Raw genomic sequence first — 25,200 nt, 5'->3', positions numbered from 1 at the left:
TCATCGCATGGCTGGAGCCGAACCGATAACCGCGAGAAGTCCGCAGCACGTGGTGGAGTTGCTGGACAGGGCGTTCAACGAATGCGACGTCGATCGTGTTCTAGGCTTTTACGACGAGAAAGCCGTTGTCGTCTCGCAGCCGGGAAGAACGATTAGCGGACGCGGCCCACTCAGGGAATTCTTCGAATTCGCGGTGAAGTCCGGCGCGAGCGCGAAGCAACTCAAAACCCACGTTATCGAGGCCGATGGCGTTGCGCTGTTCCTCTCTCGCTGGACGCTGGAGTACGAGGAATCGGGCGCGAAGCGTTCCGTGAGAGAACTCGTCGCCACGACCGTTTTTCGCAGACAGCAAGACGGCGAATGGAAAGTGCTGATCGACAATTCATTCGGACCATTGGTGCTGGATGCTTGAAAGACGGTTCTGCCCTACGTTAGCCATGACGTGCGAGGAAGCGGTCCAGTTGTCCGGCGAACGTCTTGCTGTCGTTTGCGGTGTACGGCGCCGGACCGCCCGTCCCCACGCCTGAGCTGCGAAGTTGATCCATGACTTCGCGCATGGTGAGACGCTCCTCGATATTTTCGCGGCTGAACCAGCTTCCACGCGGGTCCAGCACATAAGCGCCCTTCTCGAGCGCCGCAGCCGCCAGCGGTATGTCCGCCGTAATCACCAGGTCGCCGTGCGTGACCAACTGCACGATGCGCTCGTCGGCGGAGTCGAAGCCGGCCGGCACCTGCAGCGCCTTGATAAAGCTAAAGCGCGAAGGCGGCGTGCGCAAATACTGATTAGCCACCAGCGTCACGCATACTTCGACGCGCCGTGCGGCCCGAAACAGCATCTCCTTGACGACAACCGGACAGGCGTCTGCGTCAACCAGCACTTGCATCGAGGTATGTCCGATAGAGGAAGAAGGCCCCATGTTACCGCCCGGCGCGCCACGTCGCGATTGTGATGTGCTGCAACTGCGACGGCTGTGCGAAGCGGGCTAAAGCAAACCCATCGCCGACGCCTTGAGCGTGGCCGCCGCGCGCGTGGAGCATTCGAGCTTGCGAAACACGTTTTCGACGTGAGTGCGCACCGTGCTCGGACTCATCGTCAACTCGCGCGCAGCTTCCTTGTTGCTCGCGCCGCGCGAGATCACGCGCAGCACGTCGATCTCGCGGGGCGAGAGCTGCGGGCCGTGTTGCCCACCTCTCGCGTACCGCAGGGGCCGCCGGACGACGGGCGCCTCCTCCGTCACCAGCGCGTCGACAATGTCGTCGCTCAATCTGCCGGCCGCCACCTCATAGCGCAGCATTTGCGCGGCGGCATCGGCGCCGAGTGCCGCGCGCCAGGGCCGCGCCGAGCGCAACGCGACCCATGCCACCGATGCCGCCAGCACGCGAGCCTCCAGCGTCAACGCCTGCCCGCTCGCGCCGCGGAAATATCCCGAACCGTCCTCCCGTTCATAGGCATACGACGCCAGTTCTGCGGCTTCGCCAAGCGCGCCGGTCTGCTTGCCGGCGCGCGCCGTCCAATAGGGCACCAGCCGCACCTTTTCCCAGGCACTCGCGGGCAAAGGCGTCGCCATGTTCCACACGCTGTTGGGCACGGCGGCCCTGCCGATGCCGTGCAGCAATCCCGCCCGATAAACACGCGCATGCGCGGCTTTGTCCGGCGTGAGCCGGGCGCAACACGCCGCCGCGGTGGACGCGACCGTGCGCGAAAATCCCGTCATCCACGGCAGTTTCAGATCGATCACGTCGGCAATGAGTTCAGCCGACGTGGTCTGCTCCATATCGGACGTCATCAGCGCAGCGTCGAAATCGGTGAGCGACGCGCGCTCCAGTTCTGCCAGCCAGCCGGCCGCCTGACGTGCCGCGGTCTCGACGAGGCGCGCCGGATATCGCGCACCAGACCGTTGACCGATCAGCCCGAGCGCCTGCTCGATGCCATACGTGCGGCCGAAAATCTCGAGGTCTCCCGCAAGCGCCACGACGAACACCGGCATGGGCACCCTCTCGCGCGCAACACGCCCCGGCAGGCCCGCGCCGTCCCATGTCTCGAAGATGTGACGCAGCGCGGTTTCCGTCACGCTCGAAAGACCCAGCATGCGCGCAACCTCGCCCGACACCTCGCAGTGGATTTGCGCAAGCGGCAGCATCACGGCACCGGCGCCGCCCGATGCTTCGAGCCGCTCGGCCCAGCCTGACCGGCCTTCGAGCATCGCGAGGCGAATCGCGATGTCGTCGCCGAACACGTCCGCAAAGCCCGCTGCGTTCGCCGTGCAACCCGACCAGCGCAGCAGCGACACTTCACGAACCGTATCGCACGCCCATGCATCGAGTCCCGCCGCGTGCGCCAGGCGCTCCGCCAGCCATCCGGTGCGCAGCGAATGGTCGGTCGGCTGGCCCATGCTCAGGTCGCCAATGAAGGCGAGCGCTCTCACGCAATCGAATACGCGCAGCGGGGGCGAGCTTGTTTGCGGGTCGAACGTCGGCATGGATCACAAGAAGTGGGGTGGAACTGCGCCCGATCATACGCGACGCGGCGCGCACGCAAGATCGGTCATTTGACCGATGTTGTGCGGCCCGACGAGGTGAGATTCTGTCGCTCATCGAGTTCCGGTCGCTGCGTCGGCGCGACGGGCCCCATGCCGCGGAACCGGAATATTCCGTGCCTCGCTGCCGTTTACCGCAGCTTCAACCCACCGTTATCGCCCTTGGGGCTGCCTTGAACCGCGATCTCATCCATCCCGCCTACGTTCGCCTCTTCCACTGGATCAACGCCGTCTGCGTGATCGGCATGTGCATGAGCGGCTGGCAGGTCTACAACGCGTCCCCCATTTTTCATGCCATCAGGTTTGCCCCAGCCATCACGCTGGGCGGCTGGCTGGGAGGCGCGCTGCTCTGGCACTTCGCGATCATGTGGGTGCTGGTCGCCAACTTTCTGGCCTGGCTCGCGATCGGTATTGCAACGGGACGCTTGCGCCGGACGCTGTTTCCGCTCACGGTCCGCGCCTTGGGGGCGGACCTCCTTGCCGCCCTGCGCGGCCAACTCGCGCACGACCACCTGGGCCGCTACAACGCCGTGCAGAAGCTCGCGTATCTGCTCGTCATTGCGGACATCGCGCTTGTCGTGCTGTCCGGTCTCGCTGTCTGGAAGCCCGTGCAGTTGCCGCTCTTGAGCAGCCTGATGGGCGGATTCGACAACGCACGCGTGGTGCACTTCGCGGCAATGAGCGGGCTTGTCGGCTTCTTTGTCGTACACGTGACGATGGTCGCCATCGTTCCGCGTTCTCTGCTGACGATGATTCGGGGGCGCTGAGCATGGGTAACCTGAAAAACAACGCGTCGCCCGCTTCCGTTTATGCGCCGGATGCGGCCGCCATCATCAAAGAGGCCCAACGCGAACTCGGGTCGCCTGCGCGGCGGCTCTTCGGCCGAAGAATGCTCTCGCTCGGTGGGTTGATGCTGCTCTCAGGTTGCGAACTGAAATCCGGCAACGCGGTGGAAACCCTCCTGCGTCGCGTGTCGCGGTTGAACGACGAGGCGCAGGCCTTGCTGTTCGATCCGCACACGCTCGCGCCGACCTACCCGGAGTCGATGATTACGCGTCCGTTCCCGTTCAACGCCTACTACGACATCGATCAGGTGCCGGAGGTCGATGCTGAAACGTATCGCCTCAAGCTGACGGGGCGGGTTAAAGGCAAATCCGTCTGGAGTCTCGCCGAACTGGGCGCGTTGCCGCAACGAAGCCAAGTGACGCGACATATCTGCATCGAAGGCTGGAGTGCCATCGGCAAATGGGGCGGTGTGCCGTTTTCCTATTTCCTGTCGCGGGCCGAAGCGGACACCGCGGCGAAGTACGTGGCCTTTCACTGCGCCGACGGCTACTGGACCAGCATCGACATGCCCACTGCGCTTCACCCGCAGACGCTGCTCACGCTGACCTGGGACGGCAACACGCTGCCCGCGAAGTACGGCTTCCCGATGAAGCTTCGCATCCCCACCAAGCTCGGCTACAAGAACCCCAAACACATCGTGGCCATCACCGTCACGAACGAATTTCCGGGCGGATATTGGGAGAACCAGGGCTACAACTGGTTTGGAGGGTCCTGAGCCAGCGCAGCAGGTTCCCGGGTCCGCCCGCTTCGACGTCAACCGTCACCTTTGTTCATTGCATCAGGAGTTTTCATGTCCATCCGCCGCACTCTCGCCGTTTCGTTACTCATGCTGACCGTGGCCGAAGCCGCGTTCGCGCAGTCTTCCGCCGATAAACCCGAACGCATCAGAGGCACGATCGAGTCGTTCTCGGGCAGCACGTTGGTGGTACACCGCCGCAGCGGCGACACGGTCAGCATCGACCTCAAAGACGCGACGCACGTCAACGCCGTGAAGGCCGTACAACTCGCGGATATCAAGCCCGGTAGCTACGTCGGCGCGGCAGCGACGCCCGGCGAAGACGGCAAGCTCGTCGCGAAAGAGGTGCTCGTGTTTCCCGAAGCGGCGCGAGGCGCGGGGGAAGGTCACTACGCGTGGGACCTCGGCGCGAATAGCTCGATGACGAACGCGAACGTCGACACGGTCGTGCAAGCCACCAGCGGCCGCGAACTCAAGCTTTCATACAAGGGCGGCACCAACACCATCACCGTGCCGACCACCGCGCCGGTCGTCACACTCATTCCCGCCACGCGCGACGAACTGACGAAGGGCAAGCACGTTTTCGTGATTGCCACGCAGGCAAAGGGCGGCGCCTACAGCGGCAATCAGATCGTCGTGGAGAAGGACGGCGTCGCGCCTCCGATGTGAGCCTGGCGGCTGCAGCCAAGTGGCGTCAAAAAAGTCAAAGGAATCAATCGTGTGCACGAGATGCACATTTCCAGGAAAAGGTTGAGTGCACAGCGGGCCACGTCCTAGACTCGGCTCCAATCACGGGGCTGTGGCAAAACGTCCGCCCCTCCGTGACGGGTTTCGGTTTGCAGCCGTCGCCCCTGCGCGCCGCGCATCGCCCCTCGGCGATACACGGCATCGCTCCATCCAGCCGCCGGAAGAGCGGCTCACGACTATATCTGGAGACTTTTTATGACGTCACGAAACCTTCGTGCCGAAGAAGGCGGCACGATCAGCAAGGGAACGGTCGCACTGTGTCTGGCGATCGCGTTGCTCGAAGGGTTGGATCTGCAATCCGCCGGCGTAGCCGGACCCCGCATGGCCAAGGAGTTCCATCTCGCCGTGGCGCAGATGGGCTGGGCGTTCAGTGCCGGCGCCATCGGGCTGCTGCCGGGCGCTGCGTTGGGCGGCCGGCTGGCGGACCGCTTCGGCCGCAAGCGCGTGCTCATGTGGTCGGTGGCGCTGTTCGGATTGTTCTCGCTCGCCACCACAGCCGTCTGGAATTTCGAAAGTCTGCTCGTCGCGCGCCTCTTCACGGGCCTTGGCCTCGGCGCGGCCATGCCTAACCTGATTGCGCTGTGTTCGGAAGCCGCGGGGTCGCAGCAGCGCAGCACCGCCGTGGGCGCGATGTACTGCGGGATGCCGTTCGGCGCCGCCATTGCAGCCGTCATCGGCATGCTGGGTACGGCAGACGCGAGCTGGCGCCATGTGTTCTACGTCGGCGGCCTTGGGCCCATCGTCATGGTGCCGCTGCTGGGCCTGTTCCTGCGCGAGTCGCAGCAGTTCATGGCGGCGAAAGCGTCGAAGGTTTCGGCGGCGACGAAGCAAGGCACGCCGGGCGTGACGGAAGCGCTCTGGCGCCAGGGCCGCGCGCGAACCACGATCGCGCTGTGGATCAGCTACCTGGGCACCCTGATCGTGCTGTACTTCCTGATGAACTGGCTGCCCTCCATGGTGCTTGCGCGCGGCCTCTCGCGCGTGCAGTCCAATCTCGTGCTGATGATGTTCAACATCGGTGGCGGCGTAGGGGCGGTTGCAATCGCGACGATCATGGACCGCTTCGGCCGGCGCGGCACGGTGATCGGCATGTACGTCGGCATCGTGGCAGCGCTCGGCGTGCTCGCGAGCGCGAGCGGGGCAAGTTCCACCGCCGTGGGCGGCCTGCTCTGCGGATTCTTCATCGTGGGCGGCCAGTCGGTGCTGTACGCGCTCGCGGGTCACGCCTACCCGACCGAGGTGCGCGGCACGGGCGTGGGCGCAGCCGTCGCGGTGGGTCGTCTCGGCTCGATTCTCGGGCCGCTCGTGGCAGGGCAGCTTTTCGCGCTCGGCCAGAGCCCGTCGATGCTGGTGGGCGCGAGCATTCCGCTCGTCGTCATCGCGGCGGCCGCCGCACTCAGCGTCGCGGGGTCGTTCGTGCAGCGCGGCGCACTGGGTGCCCAGCGCGCGTGAAGGGGCGCACGCTGTGCGGAGGTGGGGCCTCCAAAGGCCTCATCGGCTCGCCGTCCTGATTCGAATGCCAATACCTACGCGGCCCCGTCGATGGCCCGCACCTCCGGGATCATCGCGGCCTGGCCGCGATAGTTCCCGGCCGAATCCGTGAGTTGCCACACGGTCGCATGTTCGATCCAGAAGCGCACGCCCGCTTTGGTAATGCGCACGCCGCGGTAGCCCGACACGAAACCGTCGCGGGTCACCTGGTCGAGGAATGCCTGCCGTTCGCTACGCTCCACGGGTTCCGCCGAAAGACGCGAAGGCAGCGTCGTGAGTTCGTCCCAGTCGTATCCGAAAATCGCCTGCGCACGCTGGTTGCCGTAGACGAACACGGGGTCGGCTTGCGCGTTGTGCGCAAGAATGCCGAACGGCGCCGCGGCGTACAGCCACGCCGCGCCTTCGGAGGCGCTCATACCGTCGGGAACGAGGGGTTGACCGAGAAGACGCTGGTAACTGCCGGCGAGAAGGCGGAAGAAGTCTGCATCGGTGCTCAACGACATCGGGGAAGGCTCCTGCAATCGGGTGCGTACGCGGAAGGGGGCACGGCTCAGGGCGCATGGCACATGACTCCGGGGAGCGCCGGCGCAAAGGCGGCGCGTCCGAAATGGCCGCCGTCGAGTGTATGGGAAAAGCCGTTTTGAGGTCGAAAACAGCGCAGACGCCGGCACCCGTCGTTCCTGCGTGCCGCACGCGGCGGGCAGCCGCCTTCAGGCTTTGCCCGCCTCACCACTTCACCGCCTCACCACTTCACCGCCTCACCACCTCATCGACTCCCCGTACCCAACACGTGCCCCTCCACGGTCACGCCATACATGGAATTGGGCGAGTCGTGAAATGCCTTACGCGTCTCTTCGACCGAACCCTTGAAGCGCGGATCCTGCGGGCGCTCGTGACTGTCCATGAAGCGCGCGACGTCCCATGCCTGTTGATCGGTAAGTGTGCCGCCAAGGCTCAACGGCATGTTTGCCTTGATGAATCCCGCCGCGTTCTGGATCTCGTGCATGCCCGCTCCCCAGTTGAAAGAGCGGCTACCCCACAGTGGAGGAAAGACGGTCTTTCCGTCGCTGCTTTGCCCTTGACCGTCCGCTCCGTGACACAACGCGCAGTGCTGCGCGTAGACCTGCGCGCCACGCCCATAGTCGGCCTTCTGCGCTGGCGGCGCGAGCTTCGGATAGCCGCGCCCGGCAATCTTCTCCCCGACCGGCGCGCCCTTGGCGAGCCAGTACGCGTAGCTTTCGAGCGCCACGAGCACCGGGTCTCCGGGCGGCGGCGCCTTGCCGTTCATGCTGTAGCGAAAGCAGCCCTGCATCCGCTCGGCCAGCGTGTTCACACGGCCGTCCTTGCTTCGGTAAGCCGGGTACGAAACGTAAGCGCCCCACAGCGGGCTCGCGTTCGCCTTGCGCCCCGCATCGAGATGGCAGTTCACGCAGTTGAGCGAGTTGCCCACGTATTTGCCCGCGAACTGGCCGGTGTGCAGGAAGATCTGCTCGCCCAGTTTCACCGTCTTGCCGAATTCGCCGCCGGGCATGTCGGCTTCGGGTGGCGGTTGAAAAGGTTGAGCAGGCCGCGCCTCGGGCGCGTGGACTGTATCCGCGGCACGAGCCGCATGCGGGCCACAGGCCATGGCGACGGCGAACACCGTCAGCGTGACGAAGGTTCTACAGATTCGCCTCATGCTCGTCTCCGTCATTTCGCGCTGGTCGTGGCCGACGCTTGTTGGGTGGGTTGTTCACCAGGTTGTTCGCTGTAATAGCGGGCAACGGCATCGATGTCGGCATCCGACAGCTTGCTCGCGACGTTCGGCATCAACGCCATTGGACCCGGCGGGCGCTTGCCGGTCTTCCATGCGTGCAGTTGCGCCGTGATGTATGCGGCAGGCTGACCTGCGAGCGGAGGAAACGCGCTGCCTACGCCCGCCCCGCCCGGCCCGTGACATTGCGCGCATGCAGGCAGCCCTTGTTGACCGCGCCCGCGTGTGGCGAGCCACGCGCCGGTATCGGATGGCGCGGCGTCAGCGGTATCGGTTCGGCGCGCGGTTTCAGGTGCGGGAAGACGGCTGAAATAGCGCGCAACAGCCGTTCTGCCCTCCTTCGACATGAGGCGTGCGAACGGTTGCATGACGGTACTGGGACGGCTGCCGTCGGCAAATGCGGCGAGCTGCGCGTCGAGATAGTCCTCGCCGGCGCCGGCAAGCCGCGGAAAGCCTGCGGCTGCATTGCCTTCTCCATGCGCACCGTGACAGCTGATGCATGCGGGGATGCCCTTGGCCGTGCCTCTCGTTGCGATCGTCCAGCCAAGCGGCGATTGTGGTGTGGTGTCGGTGGGTTTATCGGTACGTGTGTCGGTGCCAGTGGCGCTCGCCTCGTGCGATACGAACGCGAACGCCACCGCCGCCGATAACGCCCAAAGCGTGATCGTGCGTCTCATCCTGTCTCCTCGTCTCGTGCTGTTTGTTGTCGGTCTTTGCCGCTACTGCACTCGCGCCTGTTGCTGCCTTCAAGGCGCTTCTGCCTCCTCGCAGAAGCGCGTTCGTGACGATCAGTAAAACGCGGCCTTCGCCACCAGCCCCAACGCCACGGCGATGAGGATGGCGGCAAAGCCGAACTGCACGTGCCGCCCCGAGAGGCGATGCGACACGATGCGGGCCGCCACCATGCCGGCCGCCGTCGCAAGGCTGAACCACAGCACCACGTCGAGCGGCAGCGGTGCGCCATGGCGCATCGTCGTGATAACGCCGCCCCCGCCCACCAGCGTGATCACCATCAGCGAGGTGGCCACGATCCCGTGCATGGAAACGTCGGTGAGCTTGCGCATCATCGGCACGATGACGAAGCCGCCGCCGACGCCGAGCAGTCCCGTCATCAGCCCGGTCACAGCGCCGACAGCGGCGAGCGCGGCACCCGTCGTCCACGACCATACGAGGCGGCCGGTCGCCGGGTTGACGTGCGCCACGCAGAGTGCCGAGTCGGGCGGCGGCGAATTGCCGTGCGCAAGCGTCTGACGCAGCAGGCGCACCGCGACCACGAGCATCACGAGCGCGAACACCGCGAGCAGCAGACGTTGCGGCAGCGCGTGGGCAAGACGCGCGCCCACCGCCGTAGCCGGAACGCCGAGTGCCGCCATGAAGAACGCGGCGCGATAGCGCACGAGCCCTTTGCGAAAGGCCTCCAGCGCACCCACCGCCGCACTGCCCGCCACGGCCACGAGCGCCACGGGGGTCGCCTGCTGGATCGGCCAGCCCATGCCGAACACGAGCGCAGGCACGGCGAGAATGCCGCCGCCCGCGCCGGTCAAGCCAAGCACGGCACCCACCATCGCGCCAAGAATCAACGAAATAACCATCAGGATCCCGGAACAATCATGAAGAACGGCTGGCTGCTCAGTCGGCCAGCCGCGGATGCGCGAGCCATTCGTGGCCCTTCAACATGCCGCGCCAGTAGAGCGGCGGCAGGATGCGGTCCTTGAGCAGCCACGCGAGCCGCGACGGTTGCGTGCCGTCGATCAGCCACTTCGGGAACGTAGGCGCCACCTTGCCGCCGTAGAGGAATTCGGCGAGCACGATCTTGCCGCGCTCCACGGTGAGCGGGCACGAGCCGTAGCCGTCGTAGTTCGCCAGTTCCTGCCGCCCGCGCAGCGCGGCCAGCACGTTGTGCGCGACCACGGGCGCCTGCTTGCGCGCAGCCGCGGCGGTCTTCGCGTTCGTCGTGTTGGTCGTGTCGCCAAGGCCGAAGACGTTGCCGTAGCGCTTGTGCCGCAGCGTGGCCGGGTCCACGTCCACCCAGCCCGCCGCGTCGGCGAGCGGGCTCGACCGGATGAAGTCGGGCGCCTTTTGCGGCGGCACGACGTGGATCATGTCGAACGTCGTTTCGACTTGTTCGGTTTCACCGCCCGGCAGCGCGCGCGTGAACATCGCGCGCTTTCCCGGGCCGTCGATGGCACTCAGGTTGAGACCGAAATTGAGCCCGATGTCGTAGCGCTCGACGTACTTCATCAACGCCGGAACGTAGTCGGGCACGCCGAACAGCACCGCGCCGGCATTGAAGAACTCGACCTCGATCTGCTCGAGCCGGCCCGAGCGCAGCCAGTGATCGGACGACATGTACATCGCCTTCTGCGGCGCGCCGGCGCACTTGATCGGCATGGGCGGCTGCGTGAAGAGCGCGCGGCCCCGCTTCAGTTGCTGCACGAGCTGCCACGTGTACGGCGCCAGGTCGTAGCGGTAATTCGAGGTCACGCCGTTGCTGCCGAGCGTCTGCGGCAAGCCCTCGATCGCGTTCCAGTCCAGCTTCAGTCCCGCGCAGACCACCAGTTGCCGATAGCGGATCTTGCGGCAGCCCTCCAGCACCACGGCGTCGTTTTCCGGTTCGAACGCCGCGACCGCCGCCTTGATCCAATGCACCTGATGCGGCAGCACATCGACCATGCGGCGCGCGGTGGTCTCGGGCTTGAACACGCCCGCGCCCACCATCGTCCAGCCGGGCTGGTAATAGTGAATGTCGGCGGGATCGATCACGGCGATGTCGAGATGCGCGTCGCGCGCGAGCAGGCTGGATGCCGTCGCCACACCGGCCGCACCGGCGCCGACGATGACGACGTCGTAGCACTTTTCAGCGCCTACGCCGCTGTCGCCGAGGCGGCTGGCCAGGGCGCCGAGGTCGTAGCCCGCTGCCCTGCCGGCCGCAACGATCTGGCCGAACGAATAGCCGGATGCGCCCGAGAGCGCCCACAGCGACGCCGAGCGCATGCCGCTGCGGCAATACGCGAGCACCGGCCCCGGCACCGTCTGCAGCAATTTACCGAACTGCGCGGCCTCGCGGTCGTTGACCTTGCCCGACTCCACGGGCAGGTAGTACGCGGCGATGCCTTCCTTGCGGGCGGCCGACTCGATCTCCACAAAGGTGGGCTGGTCCGCGCCCTCGCCGTCGGGGCGGTTGCAGATCACCGTGCGATATCCGGCCGCGCGCAGCGCTGGCAGATCCGCCACGTGCACCTGCGGCGATACGGCGACGGCGTCGCTGAGTTTTTTGATGTCCATGACTGTCTCTTCGCTGTCTTCGTTAATGAGTTAGCCGATGCCCGCCGCGCCTCACAACACGTTGAGCGGAATCTTGATGTACGACACGCCGTTGCTTTCCGGCTCCGGCAGATGGCCGGCGCGCATGTTGACCTGCACCGAAGGCAGGATCAGCACGGGCATGTCGAGCTTCGCGTCGCGCGCGTGGCGCATTTCGACGAACGCCTGCTCGGTGGTGCCTTCATGCACGTGGATGTTGTGCTCGCGCTGCTCGGCAACCGTGCTTTCGTAGCGCAGCGGACGGCCGCCCGGCTGATAGTCGTGGCACATGTAGAGCCGCGTTTGCGGCGGCAGGCTCAGGATGCGATGGATCGAGCGGAACAGCGTGGACGCGTCGCCGCCCGGGAAGTCGCAGCGCGCGGTGCCGTAGTCGGGCATGAAGAGCGTGTCGCCCACAAACGCGGCGTGGTCGTCGCCGTCGCTCACGAGGTAGGTCATGCAGGCGGGCGTGTGGCCCGGCGTGTGTAGCGCGCGCAGCTGCACGCGCCCCACCTCGAAGGTTTCGCCGTCGGCAAACAGCCGGTCGAACTGCGAACCGTCCACAGCGAAGCCGGGGCCGGCATTAAACAGCTTGCCGAACACCTGCTGCACCGTCTTGACCTGCTCGCCAATCGCGATCTGGCCGCCCAGCCGGGCCTTCAGATACGGGGCCGCGGAGAGATGGTCGGCATGCACGTGGGTTTCCAGCAGCCACTGCACGCGCGCGCCAAGCGCCTCGACGCGCGCGATGAGGCGGTCGGCGGAGTCGGTGCGCGTGCGGCCGGACTTCGGGTCGTAATCGAGCACGCTGTCGATCAGCGCGCAGTCTTTCGTCTCACGGTCGAGCAGCAGGTAGCTGATGGTCCAGGTGGCGGGGTCGAAGAATCCTTCGACAGCAAACGTGCTGGGGGTCATGGCGGGGGCTCCAGTTGACGGACGGGTTCGCGGCACTTCGCCGGTGTCCGGCAAACTGCGCGAGAGCCTAGACAAGGTTCGTGCCAGGCGTTCGCCCTGATTTGCCGCGCGACATCAAGCCGCTGATTTTTAACCAATTATCTGCGCCTCTATTGCGCTGTTCGAGGTAGTGAAAGCCCCCGTGTGCGCGGCAGGCGAACCGTCATGACCTGCCCGGAACTGCCAAATGGCACTCGATGGCAGTTTGTGGCAGTGAATGGCAGACATGGCAGTTGCCGCGTATAGTGGCGTCCACCCCGCCACGGAGTGCCGCCATGCCCCTTTCCCTTTCCGCCTCGTCGTCCACGGCCCACGTGGATTCGCCCGGAGGTGCCGAACCCGGAGGTGCCGAGCCTGGCAGCGCCGCGCCCGGCCAGCCCGGCTCGCCGGAGGTTGCGGCGCTCGTCGGCTACCTGGAATACGACGCGCAGCCGGCCATCGTGCTCGATCCGGAGTACCGGATTCTCGCGGCCAACAGCGCCTACCAGAAGCAATTCGGTATCTCGGGGCAGCCGCACGTGGGGCGTCGCTGCTACCAGGTCTCGCACCACTACGAAGTGCCCTGCGACCTCGCCGGCGAACACTGCCCGATGAAGCGGGCGGCGGCGACGCGCAGCGCCGACCGCGTCCTGCACGTGCACCACACGCCGCGCGGCCCGGAGCACGTGGACGTGGAACTGCGGCCCATTTTCGACGCGCACCAGCAGATCGTCGCGTACGTCGAGCGTCTTTCGACCGTGCGCAGCGCGTCCGCGCAGCCGGATGCCGATGGTCTCGTAGGGCGCGCGCCCGCGTTCAACGAGGCGATCTCGAAGCTGCACCGGGTCGCAACGTCGATGCTGCCGGTGCTGCTGCTGGGCGAATCGGGGACGGGCAAAGAACTGTTCGCGCATGCGCTGCACGCGGCGAGCCCGCGCGCGAACCGGCCGTTCGTGGTGGTGGACTGCTCGGGCATTACCGAAACGCTGTTCGAGAGCGAGCTGTTCGGCTACGAAAAGGGCTCGTTCACCGGCGCCTCGGCGCGCAAGCCGGGGCTTGTGGAAACGGCGCAGGGCGGCACGCTGTTCCTCGACGAGATCGGCGACGTGCCGCTCGCGATGCAGGTCAAGCTGCTGCGCCTCATCGAAACGGGCGCGTTCCGGCGCGTGGGCGGCGTCGAAACGCAGCGCGCCGACTTCCGGCTCGTGGCGGCTACGCACAAGCCGCTCGAACAGATGCTGGCGGACGGGCAGTTTCGCTCGGACCTGTACTTTCGCATCAGCGCGTTTCCGATCCGGCTCCCGGCGCTGCGCGAGCGCGCCGAAGATATCCCGCTGCTCGCCGCGGCCATGCTGCGACGTATTGCATCCGCGCGCGGCGCGGACGCCCGCACCACGTCGATCGCCACCTCGATCGACCCCGAAGCGCTGGCGCTGCTTTGCGCGTATGCATGGCCCGGCAACATCCGCGAGCTTCGCAACGTGCTGGAGCGCGCCAACCTTCTGGCGGACCACGGCGTGATCCGTCCGGAAGACTTGCCCGACGCCATCCGCACGCCCGCCGCGCCGCCGCAGGTGCCGGCGACTGCGCCTGGGTTTGCGCGCGGCAAGCTGTCCGATGCCGAACTCGCCAGCGTGGCCGCCGCTTTCACCGGCTCGCGCAGCGAACTGGCCGCGCATCTCGGCATCAGCGAACGCACGCTGTACCGCAGGCTCAAGTCGCTCGGCGCGGGCTGAACACCTTTCCACCCGGAGCGCCCGTCGTGTGCCCCGCTGTTCGCCGATTAGTCTTATATAAGATATAAGATAATTGACGATACGCCATACCAAGACTAAAATCCCCATCGAAACAGTGCCCCGGAAGCCCTCGGAGCCGCCTGGCAAGACTTCCCCTGAAACGTCCTATCAGCAGGCCCTCATGCTTGAAAACTTTCGCGCTCACGTGGCCGCTCGCGCCGCGCTCGGTATTCCCCCCCTCCCGCTCACGGCTCAGCAGACCGCCGAACTGGTGGAATTGCTGACGAATCCCCCCGCGGGCGAAGAGCAAACCCTGGTCGACCTGATCACCCACCGCGTCCCCGCCGGCGTGGACGAAGCCGCCCGCGTAAAGGCCGGCTTTCTCGCTGCCGTGGCCAAGGGCGAGACAGCGTGCCCGCTGATCTCGCGCACCCGCGCCACCGAACTGCTCGGCACGATGCTGGGCGGCTACAACATCCACCCGCTGATCGAGCTGCTTTCGGACGCCGAAGTGGGCGCCGTCGCCGCCAACGCGCTGAAGAAAACCCTCCTGATGTTCGACCAGTTCCACGACGTCCAGGAACTGGCCGAGAAAGGCAACGCGAATGCGCGCGCCGTGATGCAAAGCTGGGCCGACGCCGAATGGTTCACGAGCCGTCCGGAAGTGCCGCAAAGCCTGACCATCACCGTCTTCAAGGTAACGGGCGAAACCAACACCGACGACCTGTCGCCGGCGCCGGACGCCACCACCCGCCCGGACATTCCGATGCACGCGCTCGCGATGCTGAAGAACGCGCGCCCCGGCATCACGCCGGAAGAAGACGGTAAACGCGGCCCGGTCAAGTTCATCGAATCGCTGAAGGAAAAGGGTCACCTGGTGGCCTACGTGGGCGACGTGGTGGGCACCGGCTCCTCGCGCAAGTCGGCTACCAACTCGGTGCTGTGGTTCACGGGCGAAGACATTCCCTACGTGCCGAACAAGCGCTTCGGCGGCGTGTGTCTGGGCGGCAAGATCGCTCCGATCTTCTACAACACGATGGAAGACGCGGGCGCCCTGCCCATCGAACTCGACGTCTCGAAGATGGAAATGGGCGACGTGGTCGAACTGCGCCCGTACGAAGGTAAGGCGCTGAAGAACGGCGAAGTGATTGCCGAATTCCAGGTGAAGTCCGACGTGCTGTTCGACGAAGTGCGCGCCGGCGGCCGCATTCCGCTGATCATCGGCCGCGGCCTCACGGCCAAGGCGCGTGAAGCGCTGGGTCTGCCGCCGTCCACGCTGTTCCGTCTGCCGCATCAGCCGGCCGACAGCGGCAAGGGCTTCTCGCTCGCCCAGAAGATGGTGGGCCGCGCATGCGGTCTGCCCGAAGGCCAGGGCGTGCGCCCCGGCACGTACTGCGAACCGAAGATGACCTCGGTCGGCTCGCAGGACACCACGGGCCCGATGACGCGCGACGAACTGAAAGACCTGGCGTGCCTCGGCTTCTCGGCCGACCTCGTCATGCAGTCGTTCTGCCACACGGCCGCTTATCCGAAGCCCGTGGACGTGAAGACGCACCAGACGCTGCCGAACTTCATCAGCACGCGCGGCGGCATCGCGCTGCGCCCGGGCGACGGCGTGATCCACTCGTGGCTCAACCGCATGCTGCTGCCCGACACCGTGGGCACGGGCGGCGACTCGCACACGCGCTTCCCGATCGGCATCAGCTTCCCGGCGGGTTCGGGTCTCGTGGCATTCGCCGCCGCCACGGGCACGATGCCGCTCGACATGCCGGAATCGGTGCTGGTCCGCTTCAAGGGCAAGATGCAGCCGGGCGTCACGCTGCGTGACCTCGTCAACGCGATTCCGCTCTACGCGATCAAGCAGGGCATGCTGACGGTCGCCAAGCAAGGCAAGAAGAACATTTTCTCGGGCCGCATTCTCGAAATCGAAGGTCTGCCGGACCTGAAGGTCGAGCAGGCGTTCGAACTGTCGGATGCATCCGCCGAGCGCTCGGCCGCGGGCTGCTCGGTGCGCCTGAACAAGGAACCGATCATCGAGTACCTCAACAGCAACATCACGCTGCTGAAGTGGATGATCGCCCAGGGCTACCAGGACGCGCGCAGCCTGCAGCGCCGCATCAAGGCGATGGAGCAGTGGCTGGCCGACCCGAAACTGCTGCAACCGGATGCGGACGCCGAATACGCGGCCGTCATCGAGATCGACCTCGCCGACGTTCACGAACCGATCGTGGCCTGCCCGAACGATCCGGACGACGTGAAGACGCTTTCGGACGTGGCCGGCGCGAAGATCGACGAAGTGTTCATCGGCTCGTGCATGACCAACATCGGTCACTTCCGTGCCGCGTCGAAGCTGCTGGAAGGCAAGCGCGACATTCCGGTCAAGCTGTGGGTGGCCCCGCCCACCAAGATGGACCAGAAGCAGCTGACGGAAGAAGGCCACTACGGCGTGTTCGGCACGGCCGGCGCCCGCACCGAAATGCCGGGCTGCTCGCTGTGCATGGGCAACCAGGCGCAGGTGCGCGAAGGCGCAACGGTCATGTCCACCTCGACCCGCAACTTCCCGAACCGTCTGGGCAAGAACACGAACGTGTACCTCGGCTCGGCGGAACTGGCGGCCATCTGCTCGCGCCTTGGCCGGATTCCGACCAAAGACGAGTACATGGCCGACATCGGCGTGATCAACGCCAACGGCGACAAGATCTACAAGTACATGAACTTCGACCAGATCGAAGACTTCAAGGAAGTGGCCGACACCGTGACGGTGTAAGCGCGCTGCCGGGCTACGACGGGTTGTTCGTGTCGTAGCGCGATAGGCGATGGAGATGGCGCCGCAGGCATTCAGCCTGCGGCGCCTTTTTTTATGCCGCGCCGGATCGCGTCAGGAAAAGATCAGGAAAGGATTTCGGCGCACTCATCGAGCCGCACTCGACGCCTCCGGCCCCGCCTCGGGATTCGCCACGAGCCGCAGCCGCACGCGTAGCGGTTGCAGCATGTCGGCCGGTGGCGGCTCCGGCAGCACATGCTGGATCAGCAACGTGCGCAATGCCGCATCGGCTGCGTCGTTGCCGAGCGAATCGAACTGGAGCTTGCTCACCGCGCCGCTCTCGCCGATCCATGCGCGCACCACGATGGCAGGCGGCGGTGCATCGGCCGTTGCGTTCACGATGCGCTCTTCGAGGTACTGATGCAGTTGCTTCGAAGCGTCGTTGTCGGCTTCAAGCGAGGTCTGGAACTGCGTGCTGACAAGCTGGGCGTAACGCAGCCACGCCTGAGGCACCGACGAAGGTACCGATGAAGCCACCGACGCAGCCGCGTCCGCTGTCTGCGCACATGCGTGCGTCTGTGTGAGCCACGCGCAGGCCATCACGGCGCATGCCTCGATGAGGCCCCGCCACGCAGCCCTTCGCTGTCGTTTCATGAACACGCCAATGTCCTCTCGTTCCATTCCATGCCTCGCGCTGCGCTAGTAAGCACGGGGTGAGCGTCGGGTGAGCGCCCATCAACCCGGATCGACCGGCAGATACAGCCGCGTGCCGCCGCGTTGCACGAGCAACGCAACGGGCCCATGCGCGCCACGAATCTCGCTCGCCAGCGCGCCGATACTCGCCACCGGCGTACCGTTCACGGAGAGCACCACGTCGCCGCTGCGCAGGCCCGCCCGCGCGGCCTGACCGTTGGCGCCTTCGATCAGCAAACCATGATCGACGCCGAGTTGCTGCTGCTCGCGCGCATTCAGCGCACGTAACGCGAGCCCCAGCGGCGCGGCATCGGCCTCGCCCGTGTTCGCGGCCACGGCGCTGTCGAGCGCGCCCACCGTCACCGCGACGTGACTGCCCTTGCCCGCGCGCCACACGAGCAGGTCGGCCGGCTGCCCCGGCTTGATCTTCGCGATGGTGCCGAGCAGGTCCGCCGAATCGGCCACGCTGTTGCCGTTCACGGCCAGCACCACGTCGCCCGCCTGCAGTCCCGCCTGCGCAGCGGGACCACCGGCCTCCACGGCACTGATCAGCGCGCCGTCGGGCGTGGCGAGCCCGAACGAGCGCGCCAGCGCCTGGCTCACTTCCTGCACCGCCACGCCGAGGCGACCGCGCGTCACCTTGCCCGTCTTGAGCAACTGATCCTTCACGTCGAGCGCCACGTCGATCGGAATGGCGAACGAAAGCCCCTGGTAGCCGCCCGTCTTCGAATAGATCATCGAGTTGATGGCCACCACGCGGCCGTTCAGATCGAACAGCGGACCGCCCGAATTGCCGGGATTGATCGGCACGTCCGTCTGAATGAACGGGATGTAGGTCTCGCCCGGCAGCGAGCGCGACTTCGCGCTGACAATGCCTTGCGTGACCGTGTTCGCGAAACCGTACGGCGAGCCGATGGCCATGACCCAGTCGCCCACGTCGATCTTCGCCGGGTTGCCGGTCACGACGGCGGGCAGGTTGCGCGCGTCGATGCGCACCACGGCGACGTCTGAAACCGGATCGCTGCCGATCACCTTGCCCTTGAACTCGCGCTTGTCCGTGAGCTTCACGTCCACCGTGTTCGCGTCGCCCACCACGTGGCGGTTGGTGAGGATGATGCCGTCCGCGCTCACGATGAAGCCCGACCCCAGGCTCACCTCTTCGCGATTGCCGATCACGCGCCGCGCGAGAAACGGCGCAAGCGGATTGCCGGGACTGACGCCGGGCGGCAACTGGATGCCCATTTGCGTGACCTCGCGCGTCACGCTGATGTTGACCACCGCCGGGCCATAGCGTTTGACGAGCGCGGCGAAGTTCGGCATGGAGAGCGCAACAGCTGCTTCGCGCGACGCGAGGCCCGTGGCCCCACCTTCGCCCGCGGCGCACGCCACGCTCGCGGTCAGCGAAAGCGCGAGCGCAGCCACCGTCAGCACCCTTCGTTTAGCCGGTTCGCCGCTACGCGAATTCGCCATCGCTTTCCTCGTTGCCTTGATTCGTTGCCGTAACTCGTTGCCGTGATTGAGGCTTCGTCGCACACCTTCATTTCGGCGGCACATTGACGGGCGCAGCCGGCCGTTGCGGCGTAACCGACTTGCCCCAGTTCGAGCCGAAACGGTTGCGTTCGGTGGAGAGATTGAACGTACCCACGCGGTTCGACGGTCCCTTCGCATTCGCTTCCGCAGCCGTGGGCGAGGCAGCCTGCGCCGCTTCGGCCGCATTCGGCCTGGGTCGTAATTGCGCATTCAGACAGTCGATGGAAGGCGCGCGCTGTCCGTTAATTTCGGCATCCACACACACCGGCTTCGTCGACGAAGCCGCATCGGCAGCGGTCGCACGCGAAGCCTGGGCGTGCACCAACCGCACCGGCACCGCTGCCGCGCTCAACGCCGCACACACGAGCATCGCCCCCATCCGCCGCCATCCGTTCATCTCGCTCTCCAGTCGCACCGCATGCAGCGCGTACGCCTTCATTCCATTCGATATTCGTGCGAGCGCGCAACGTAGTGCGCAACGGCACGACGCTCGTCGGCGCTCACCGAAAGCATGGGTGCCGCATCCGGCTGACGGTGCCACGGGTCACTCGCATCGCCCACACGTGTGCACGCGAGCACGTGCGCTCCAGTGGGAAACGGCGTGGATTTCGCGTCGCGATAGTCGACGCGAAAGAGCGCGGGCGGCGTGTCCTGCGGTTTCCACAGGTCCGCCGCATCGTGCACGTTCGCACCGAACCAGAAGCGCACCCAGCGCGCCTCGCTGCCCACCCGCTCCGTTACTTCCGTTACGTCCGTTACGTCCGTCACGCGCGGCTGCACGAACGCATCCTCGTCCGGCACGCGCAGGAACCCCGCGAGCACGAGCAGCACGGCAGGCACGTCCGCCTCGCGCAGTTCGGGGTAGGACCACAGGTCGAGCACGTCCGCGCACGAAAGCACCGTCGTGAATCGCGCGATGGAAAGCGGCGGCCACGTCACGCGCATCGCCAGATAGTGGCGCTCCCAGCCTTCCAGAAAGCGTCGCCGGTTCATGGCCGAGATCACCGCGTTACGCGAGCCGTTCACGGCAAGTTCGTCGGGCTGATAACGCGCGGTGGAGAGCACGCATTGCGCCGCGCGGCGGGCGCTCTTGTGGCGTACGTACTCCGGCATGCCGGGCACCGGGCTCAGCGCGCCCCGGCACAGCGGGCAGCGCGCGAGTGCCGCGCCGCCCTGCATACGCCATGCGCCCGGCTCGCCAGGTAGCGCGCGTTCGACACCGTCGCGCGCGTGGCGAGCATCGGCTGATGCCTGGGTTGCGTGGGTCGTAGCCTGCGCCATGGGTGACGATTGCTGCGCTGTGGATGCCATCGTGGGTGCCATATGCCCGCGCCTCTATTGCACCGCTGCGAGCGCCTTCTTCAGCGCGTCTTCGTTGATGGGCGCGTTGCCTGCGAGCTTCGTGAGGTACGCCTGCACGTTTTGCTGCGTGCGCTGTGCGCGCAGCAGCGCCCTGAGTTGCTCCTTCACCTCGGCGAACGGACGCACGCCTGCGGGCCGCGTATCGATCAGCTTCAGCACGTGAAAGCCCGTTTGCGTACGCACCGGCGCGGATACCTCGCCAAGCTTGAGCGCGTTCGCGGCGTCACGCACGGCGGGCAGCAGCATGGTCTCGGGCACGAAGCCCATGTCGCCGCCGTTTGCAGCGCTCGCCTTGTCCTCGGAGTTCGCCTTTGCGAGCGACGCGAAGTCGTTGTTCTTTACGCTGCCGCTGGTGCCATTTCCAGAGCGGCCCTTTGCAAGCCCCGCCAGACGAGCGGCCTCTTTGCCGGCTTTGTCGATGGTGGCTTGATCCGCGTTCGGCGGCACGGCGATGTAGATCTGCGCGAGGTGCAGTGCGCGCGGCACGGCGAACGCGTTCTGGTGCTCGTTATAGGCTGCCTGCAGATCGGTGTCCGAGGGATAGTCTGCCGGCGGCGCATTCACCGACGCCAGATACGTGCGCACGATCACGTCGCGCCGTGCGGCGTCGATCGCCGCCTGCACCTGAGGCTGCGTCTCCCAGCCCTTGGCCTTTGCTTCGGCCAGCACGGCCTTCTGTTCGAGCGTGGAACGCACGAGGCGATCCATCGCGGCGGGGTCTGCGGCGAGGCGCGTGCGCCCTTCGGGGCTCAGCGACTTGACGAGCGTTTCGACATCGTCCTGTGTGACCGAGATCTGTGCCGCGTTCGCGACCACGTCGTTGCCGGCGAGCGCGACCAGCGGCGTGCCGAACAGAACCATTGCTGCAAGCATTGCGAGTTTCTTCACGCTTTCTCCTGGGACGACCTGACCGATGTTCCCGAACACGATTGCTTTACCTGTCCCCTGCCGAATTCGCCGCGGCCACGTTCAACTGCATCACGATGGGTTGCCTCATCCCGCGCGGCAGTGGCGCACCCATACGCGTTGAAACGAGTGCCGTTCGTAGCGCAGCTTCGAGCGCGGGCTCGCAGGGCGATGCCATTTCGACGCGCTCGATGCTTCCACGCTTTTCGAGCCATATCTTCAGGCGCAAGCTTGCGCCGCGCGCATCGGCATTCGCGTCCGCTGCACCGCGCTGCGCGGCCCACAACGCGTGAAAGCGCTGTGTGGCCTCAACAGAGTCGTCGAGCAGCGCACGCACTCGTTCGGACACGTGGCCCGCGTATTCGGTCCACTCTGCGGGCGCATCCTGCACGGCGACCAGCCGATCACCCTTTCTGCGTCGCAAGCTGCCCGGGAATAACCCGCGCAGCACCGCGCCGATTGCACCCATTACACCGATTGCACCGATTGCGCCAACGTGAGCCGACGCCGTCATTGCAGCGTCGCCTGTGCGTCAGCGGCCGGGCCTGCGTCCGCCGCCGATTGCGTCACCGCCGCGTTCCCCTTCGCAGCATCCGCTGTGTCCTGGCGGGCCGCGGCCTCTTGCGCGGCCATCGCGGGACGATTGCGAAGATGGAGCAGAAACTCCTGGATCAGGCGATCCCACAACTCGATGGTGGAGCGCAGGTAGCGGCCGCTCACGCCACCCGCCACGACCACGTCCATCTCGAGCGCGAGAAACGGCCCGTGATTCGCGAGGCGCGCGAACCGCTTCGTACGGTTCCAGCTTGCAACGAGGTCCGCGGGCAACTCGCCTTGCACCTGAAGCACGCAACTCAACGTGTAGTCGAAATAACGCAGCGCGTCCGTAGCCGTGTGCGCGACCGCTTGTGAGCCCGCTTGTGAGCCCGCTTGTGAGCCCGCTTGTGAGCCCGCTTGTAAGCCCGCTTGTAAGCCCGCTTGCGAGGCCGCATCCGGCACGGCGAACCCTGCCGCCACGTTGCCGAAGCGCACCGCGAAGCCGACACCCTGGCTCGCGCTCATCAACTGCACCGCGCCGTTCTGTTCCGCCATCGTCACGCGATAGCCCGCCGCGCGAAACACCTGCGCAAGCTGTTCGACGCCCACGGCCTCGATCCATTCTTCGTTCGCGACGGCGTTGTTGCTGCCCTTGTCCATGTGATCTTCCTTCGTCATGAGTGGCCTCGTAGTGGCGTGTTGCGTACTCAATGCGTACTCAATGCGTACTCAATGCGTGCCTATTGCATGCTCATTGCCCACCGGCAGGCGCCGATGCCGCCGCCGGACGCGCCGCCGGGCCGTACTTGCCTGCATAGAGCGCATCGCCGTAGCGCTGCGCGATGTCGTCGTACTTCACGCGCGCCGATTCCGCGAACGGCTGCCGCGACGAGAGAAACGTGCCGAGCCCGACGTGCTCGTACGCCTGCAGAATCTCGTGACCCACGCGGTACAGGTCCGCATTCTGGGCTTCGCATGTTTGCAGTTGCGTGTCACGCGTCTTCACATCGTTCTGCAATTGCGTGCGCTGCGCGTCGCGCGTCTTCGTCACCGCGAGCAGGTCTTCATAGGACGTCTTGTACTTCGCGAGTTGCTGCGTGTCCCGCGTGTGGCTCGCACGCTCTTCCGCCAGCGCGCGTCGCGCTTCCACCTCGGCGCCCGACTGCCCCTTCGCCGCCGCGAGTTGCGTCTGCAGGTCCTTGACCTGCGCGAGTGCCTGGTCGCGTTGCTGCTCCGCCGCGGTCTTGTCGGCCTGCAACTGCGTCTGGTTGTCCTGAAGCTGACGCAATTCCTGCGTGGTGGAGCGCAGCTGGCTGCGCAGTTTGTCTTCGATACTTTGCGCGCCGGCACCGGTCGCGGCGAAGAACAGGCCGCCCGCCAGGCCCGCCGCGATCATCGCGTGACGAGTTCGTTTCATGCTTCGCTCCGTCAGAACCGCGCGTTGAGTTCGAGCTGGAGCACGTCGATCGACACCGGCGGCCCGTACACTTCCTTCGCGCTCAGGTAGCGCGCGGTGAACCACGTGTCGCGCGCCACAGCGTAGGCCGCGGCCAGAATGTAGCCGCGCGCGTTGGTGCCGCCCAGGTGGAAGTCGGGGTCCGTGAAGGCGTCGAGCGTGGCGTCCGGCTGCAGGTACTTGTAGGCCACGGAGAAATTCCACTGGCCCTTCGTCTTCGGTTCCGGCTCGCCGATGGTGGCCTTCGCGAGGAAGCCGTTCGGACCGCTGCGGTAGTCCGAGCGCGACGCATTCACCGTGGTCGCCTCGTAGTTGTTCACGGGCAGCGAGGCCGCGCTGAAGGCCTTGTTCTCGTCGTAGGCCAGGTTGCGCACGAATTCGCCGTCGAGCCGCAGCTTGAAGCGGTCCGCGATCACCGTATCCCACTGCGCCTTGATGTCGAAGAGGCGATAGTTGTAGGCAAGGCCGAACACCTGCGGCTGGGGCGTGAGGCCCGGCGCGAGATTCGGGTTCTGCACGATGTTGCGCAGCGCGATGAGCGTGTTGCCGCCCTGCATGAACGTCGGGGCTTCGTTGTCAGTGCTGCAACTCGTTGCACCCAGATACAGCGCGCAAGGCGAGGAGAGCGTGCCGCGCATGTTCTGGAAGTCGTAGTAGGCAATGGCGCCTTTCAGACGGTTCTGCGCGTTGATCTTCCAGTCTGCGCCGAACTGCGCGCCGAACATCCATTTGGTGTCGCTGCCCACCTTGTTCGTGCTGTTCGACGGGAAGTTCTCGGCCGTGTACTGGATCGGGAACACGCCGAGCGTGCCGAACAGCATCACGTCCTGGTTCGCCGGCAACGCGTAATGGAAGTTCGATGCGAAGCCGTCCATCTCCAGGTCGTTCGAGAACAACAGGTCGGAGGCGAAGAACGGATTGTCGAAACGGCCCGCGATCAGATTGGCCCACGTGGTGGGCGTGTAAGAGAAATAGGCCTTGTTGAGCCAGATGTTCTTCTTGCCGAACCCGCCGCCCGCGGTGGCCGTGGTGGTCACCGGGCCATTGTCGTTGCCGCTTGCGAGTTGCAGGCCGGCCGTGAGCTGATCCGAGAGCAGCGCCGTGATGCCGAGCCGCGCACGGTAGCGCTCCAGGTTGTTGCGGTTCTGCGTGGTGTTCTGCGTGGGCAACTGCGTGGTGTTGGTGTTCGGATTGATGTCGAAGCCGCCCGCCTGGTTGATGGCCGCGAAGTTGGTCACGTTGTTCGCGTTGCGGCTGCCATAGAAGTGATACTCGTCGCGCACACGCAGATCGCCATCCAGTTTGATGCGCGAGATCCAGTCCGGCAGCGCGTTCGGCTGCGCCCAGTTCTCCGCCTTCGCCTGGGCCATGACTTCCTGCTTGACCTCGTCGCGAATCTGGTTGCGCACCACCTGCGGCACGTAGGGCACGGCCACGTCGCCAGGCTGCGTGGGTGCGTTCACGACGGCCGCGGCCGGCGCAGGCGCACGCGCGGCGTTCGCGGCTCTCGCCTGCGCAGCTTCGGAACGCGCCTCGCTGATGAGGTCGTTGGCATTCTGCTGCGTGAGCACCCCGCGCTTCACGAGCAGGTTGATGAGGTTGATCACCGTGTTCTCGGTGGGCGCCGCGGCGCCTTGCGCGGCCTGCGTTTCGAGCGACTGCGCGTGAGCACCCGCCGCGCACGTCATGCCCAGCGTGAAGAGCGCGGCGCTCATGCGCGAGCGCCGCACCGGCATGCCCCCGCCGCTCCACCCGCTACCCCGAATCTTGTTCGTGCGAATCATCAATGCTCTCCACATACCTGTTGTTTTGCCTGGCACCGCCGGGTCGACGGTGCCTGCCGCTTTCGATTGCCGTATGTCGTTACGTC

General features: G+C 65.9%; 24 protein-coding genes. 7 read left to right on the top strand and 17 right to left on the bottom strand.

The genetic code is table 11. The annotated features are described in order from the left end of the window. The first annotated feature begins 7 nt into the window (after window positions 1–7). Window positions 8–412 (top strand): YybH family protein, encoded by a 405-nt coding sequence (locus tag PKKP23_RS12200; protein WP_126877071.1) that lies wholly within the window; start codon window positions 8–10, stop codon window positions 410–412. A gap of 19 nt (window positions 413–431) precedes the next feature. Here the strand turns inward: PKKP23_RS12200 and PKKP23_RS12195 are convergent, their stop codons facing one another. Together PKKP23_RS12195 and PKKP23_RS12190 are read right to left on the bottom strand one after the other, a co-directional pair. Then, on the bottom strand, window positions 432–884 hold the full coding sequence (locus PKKP23_RS12195) for a YaiI/YqxD family protein (RefSeq protein ID WP_126877070.1): 453 nt from the start codon (window positions 882–884) through the stop codon (window positions 432–434). Window positions 885–983: 99 nt separating this feature from the next. Further along, complete coding sequence (locus tag PKKP23_RS12190; RefSeq protein WP_126877069.1) at window positions 984–2,480, bottom strand: HD domain-containing phosphohydrolase; 1,497 nt, start codon at window positions 2,478–2,480, stop codon at window positions 984–986. A gap of 230 nt (window positions 2,481–2,710) precedes the next feature. Between PKKP23_RS12190 and PKKP23_RS12185 the strand changes: the two genes are divergently transcribed. From PKKP23_RS12185 to mhpT, 4 genes are all read left to right on the top strand, one after another. After that, window positions 2,711–3,304: a cytochrome b/b6 domain-containing protein gene (locus PKKP23_RS12185; RefSeq protein WP_126877068.1), complete on the top strand. Its 594-nt coding sequence runs from the start codon at window positions 2,711–2,713 to the stop codon at window positions 3,302–3,304. Between the two features lie 2 nt (window positions 3,305–3,306). Then, entirely contained in the window at window positions 3,307–4,098 is a 792-nt protein-coding gene (locus PKKP23_RS12180; RefSeq protein ID WP_126877067.1) for a molybdopterin-dependent oxidoreductase, read from the top strand. 75 nt (window positions 4,099–4,173) lie between these two features. Then, a complete protein-coding gene (locus tag PKKP23_RS12175; RefSeq protein WP_017775128.1) occupies window positions 4,174–4,788 on the top strand; it encodes a DUF5666 domain-containing protein in 615 nt (204 codons plus the stop codon). A gap of 273 nt (window positions 4,789–5,061) precedes the next feature. Next, window positions 5,062–6,318: a 3-(3-hydroxy-phenyl)propionate transporter MhpT gene (gene mhpT, locus PKKP23_RS12170; protein WP_126877066.1), complete on the top strand. Its 1,257-nt coding sequence runs from the start codon at window positions 5,062–5,064 to the stop codon at window positions 6,316–6,318. 74 nt (window positions 6,319–6,392) lie between these two features. Here mhpT and PKKP23_RS12165 read toward each other — a convergent pair whose 3' ends face one another. The 6 genes from PKKP23_RS12165 to PKKP23_RS12140 all read right to left on the bottom strand — a co-directional run bounded on the left by PKKP23_RS12165 (window position 6,393) and on the right by PKKP23_RS12140 (window position 12,328). Next, on the bottom strand, window positions 6,393–6,860 hold the full coding sequence (locus PKKP23_RS12165) for an MEKHLA domain-containing protein (RefSeq protein ID WP_126877065.1): 468 nt from the start codon (window positions 6,858–6,860) through the stop codon (window positions 6,393–6,395). A 263-nt stretch (window positions 6,861–7,123) separates the two neighbouring features. Then, window positions 7,124–8,035: a c-type cytochrome gene (locus PKKP23_RS12160; protein WP_233411398.1), complete on the bottom strand. Its 912-nt coding sequence runs from the start codon at window positions 8,033–8,035 to the stop codon at window positions 7,124–7,126. 11 nt (window positions 8,036–8,046) lie between these two features. Next, window positions 8,047–8,787 (bottom strand): c-type cytochrome, encoded by a 741-nt coding sequence (locus tag PKKP23_RS12155; protein ID WP_126877064.1) that lies wholly within the window; start codon window positions 8,785–8,787, stop codon window positions 8,047–8,049. A gap of 111 nt (window positions 8,788–8,898) precedes the next feature. Next, window positions 8,899–9,702, bottom strand: coding sequence for a sulfite exporter TauE/SafE family protein (locus PKKP23_RS12150; protein ID WP_017775123.1), 804 nt, complete (start codon window positions 9,700–9,702; stop codon window positions 8,899–8,901). Between the two features lie 37 nt (window positions 9,703–9,739). Continuing rightward, entirely contained in the window at window positions 9,740–11,395 is a 1,656-nt protein-coding gene (locus PKKP23_RS12145; RefSeq protein WP_126877063.1) for a bifunctional protein tyrosine phosphatase family protein/NAD(P)/FAD-dependent oxidoreductase, read from the bottom strand. A 51-nt stretch (window positions 11,396–11,446) separates the two neighbouring features. Further along, on the bottom strand, window positions 11,447–12,328 hold the full coding sequence (locus PKKP23_RS12140; protein ID WP_017775121.1) for an MBL fold metallo-hydrolase: 882 nt from the start codon (window positions 12,326–12,328) through the stop codon (window positions 11,447–11,449). A gap of 314 nt (window positions 12,329–12,642) precedes the next feature. On the opposite strand from PKKP23_RS12140, the gene PKKP23_RS12135 reads away from it, so the two are divergent. Together PKKP23_RS12135 and acnB are read left to right on the top strand one after the other, a co-directional pair. Continuing rightward, a complete protein-coding gene (locus tag PKKP23_RS12135; protein ID WP_240658944.1) occupies window positions 12,643–14,082 on the top strand; it encodes a sigma-54 interaction domain-containing protein in 1,440 nt (479 codons plus the stop codon). A 181-nt stretch (window positions 14,083–14,263) separates the two neighbouring features. Further along, window positions 14,264–16,849 carry a bifunctional aconitate hydratase 2/2-methylisocitrate dehydratase gene (gene acnB, locus PKKP23_RS12130; protein WP_017775119.1) on the top strand — a complete coding sequence of 862 codons (2,586 nt, stop codon included), beginning with the start codon at window positions 14,264–14,266 and terminating at the stop codon, window positions 16,847–16,849. Between the two features lie 144 nt (window positions 16,850–16,993). Here acnB and PKKP23_RS12125 read toward each other — a convergent pair whose 3' ends face one another. The 9 genes from PKKP23_RS12125 to PKKP23_RS12085 form a co-directional block, all read right to left on the bottom strand. Further along, on the bottom strand, window positions 16,994–17,500 hold the full coding sequence (locus PKKP23_RS12125) for a YbaB/EbfC family DNA-binding protein (protein WP_240658942.1): 507 nt from the start codon (window positions 17,498–17,500) through the stop codon (window positions 16,994–16,996). Window positions 17,501–17,581: 81 nt separating this feature from the next. Next, window positions 17,582–19,009: a Do family serine endopeptidase gene (locus tag PKKP23_RS12120; RefSeq protein WP_126877061.1), complete on the bottom strand. Its 1,428-nt coding sequence runs from the start codon at window positions 19,007–19,009 to the stop codon at window positions 17,582–17,584. Window positions 19,010–19,076: 67 nt separating this feature from the next. Next, complete coding sequence (locus PKKP23_RS12115) at window positions 19,077–19,508, bottom strand: hypothetical protein (RefSeq protein ID WP_126877060.1); 432 nt, start codon at window positions 19,506–19,508, stop codon at window positions 19,077–19,079. Continuing rightward, window positions 19,505–20,380, bottom strand: coding sequence for a hypothetical protein (locus tag PKKP23_RS12110; protein ID WP_240658941.1), 876 nt, complete (start codon window positions 20,378–20,380; stop codon window positions 19,505–19,507). The genes PKKP23_RS12115 and PKKP23_RS12110 overlap by 4 nt, the downstream gene beginning before the upstream one ends. A gap of 24 nt (window positions 20,381–20,404) precedes the next feature. After that, window positions 20,405–21,319, bottom strand: coding sequence for a peptidyl-prolyl cis-trans isomerase (locus PKKP23_RS12105; protein ID WP_240658939.1), 915 nt, complete (start codon window positions 21,317–21,319; stop codon window positions 20,405–20,407). Window positions 21,320–21,365: 46 nt separating this feature from the next. Further along, window positions 21,366–21,851 carry a hypothetical protein gene (locus tag PKKP23_RS12100; protein ID WP_126877058.1) on the bottom strand — a complete coding sequence of 162 codons (486 nt, stop codon included), beginning with the start codon at window positions 21,849–21,851 and terminating at the stop codon, window positions 21,366–21,368. Beyond that, window positions 21,848–22,552 (bottom strand): type III secretion system chaperone family protein, encoded by a 705-nt coding sequence (locus PKKP23_RS12095; RefSeq protein WP_126877057.1) that lies wholly within the window; start codon window positions 22,550–22,552, stop codon window positions 21,848–21,850. The genes PKKP23_RS12100 and PKKP23_RS12095 overlap by 4 nt, the downstream gene beginning before the upstream one ends. 73 nt (window positions 22,553–22,625) lie before the next feature. Continuing rightward, a complete protein-coding gene (locus PKKP23_RS12090; protein WP_240658937.1) occupies window positions 22,626–23,291 on the bottom strand; it encodes a hypothetical protein in 666 nt (221 codons plus the stop codon). 11 nt (window positions 23,292–23,302) lie between these two features. Next, entirely contained in the window at window positions 23,303–25,114 is a 1,812-nt protein-coding gene (locus PKKP23_RS12085; protein ID WP_126877056.1) for a putative porin, read from the bottom strand. Window positions 25,115–25,200: the final 86 nt, after the last annotated feature.

This window comes from Paraburkholderia kururiensis JCM 10599 = LMG 19447 (assembly GCF_003986935.1).
In the GTDB taxonomy this organism is placed as follows: domain Bacteria; phylum Pseudomonadota; class Gammaproteobacteria; order Burkholderiales; family Burkholderiaceae; genus Paraburkholderia; species Paraburkholderia kururiensis.
The sequence above is the reverse complement of the archived record's forward strand: the minus strand, read 5'-3'. Positions and strand labels throughout refer to the sequence as shown.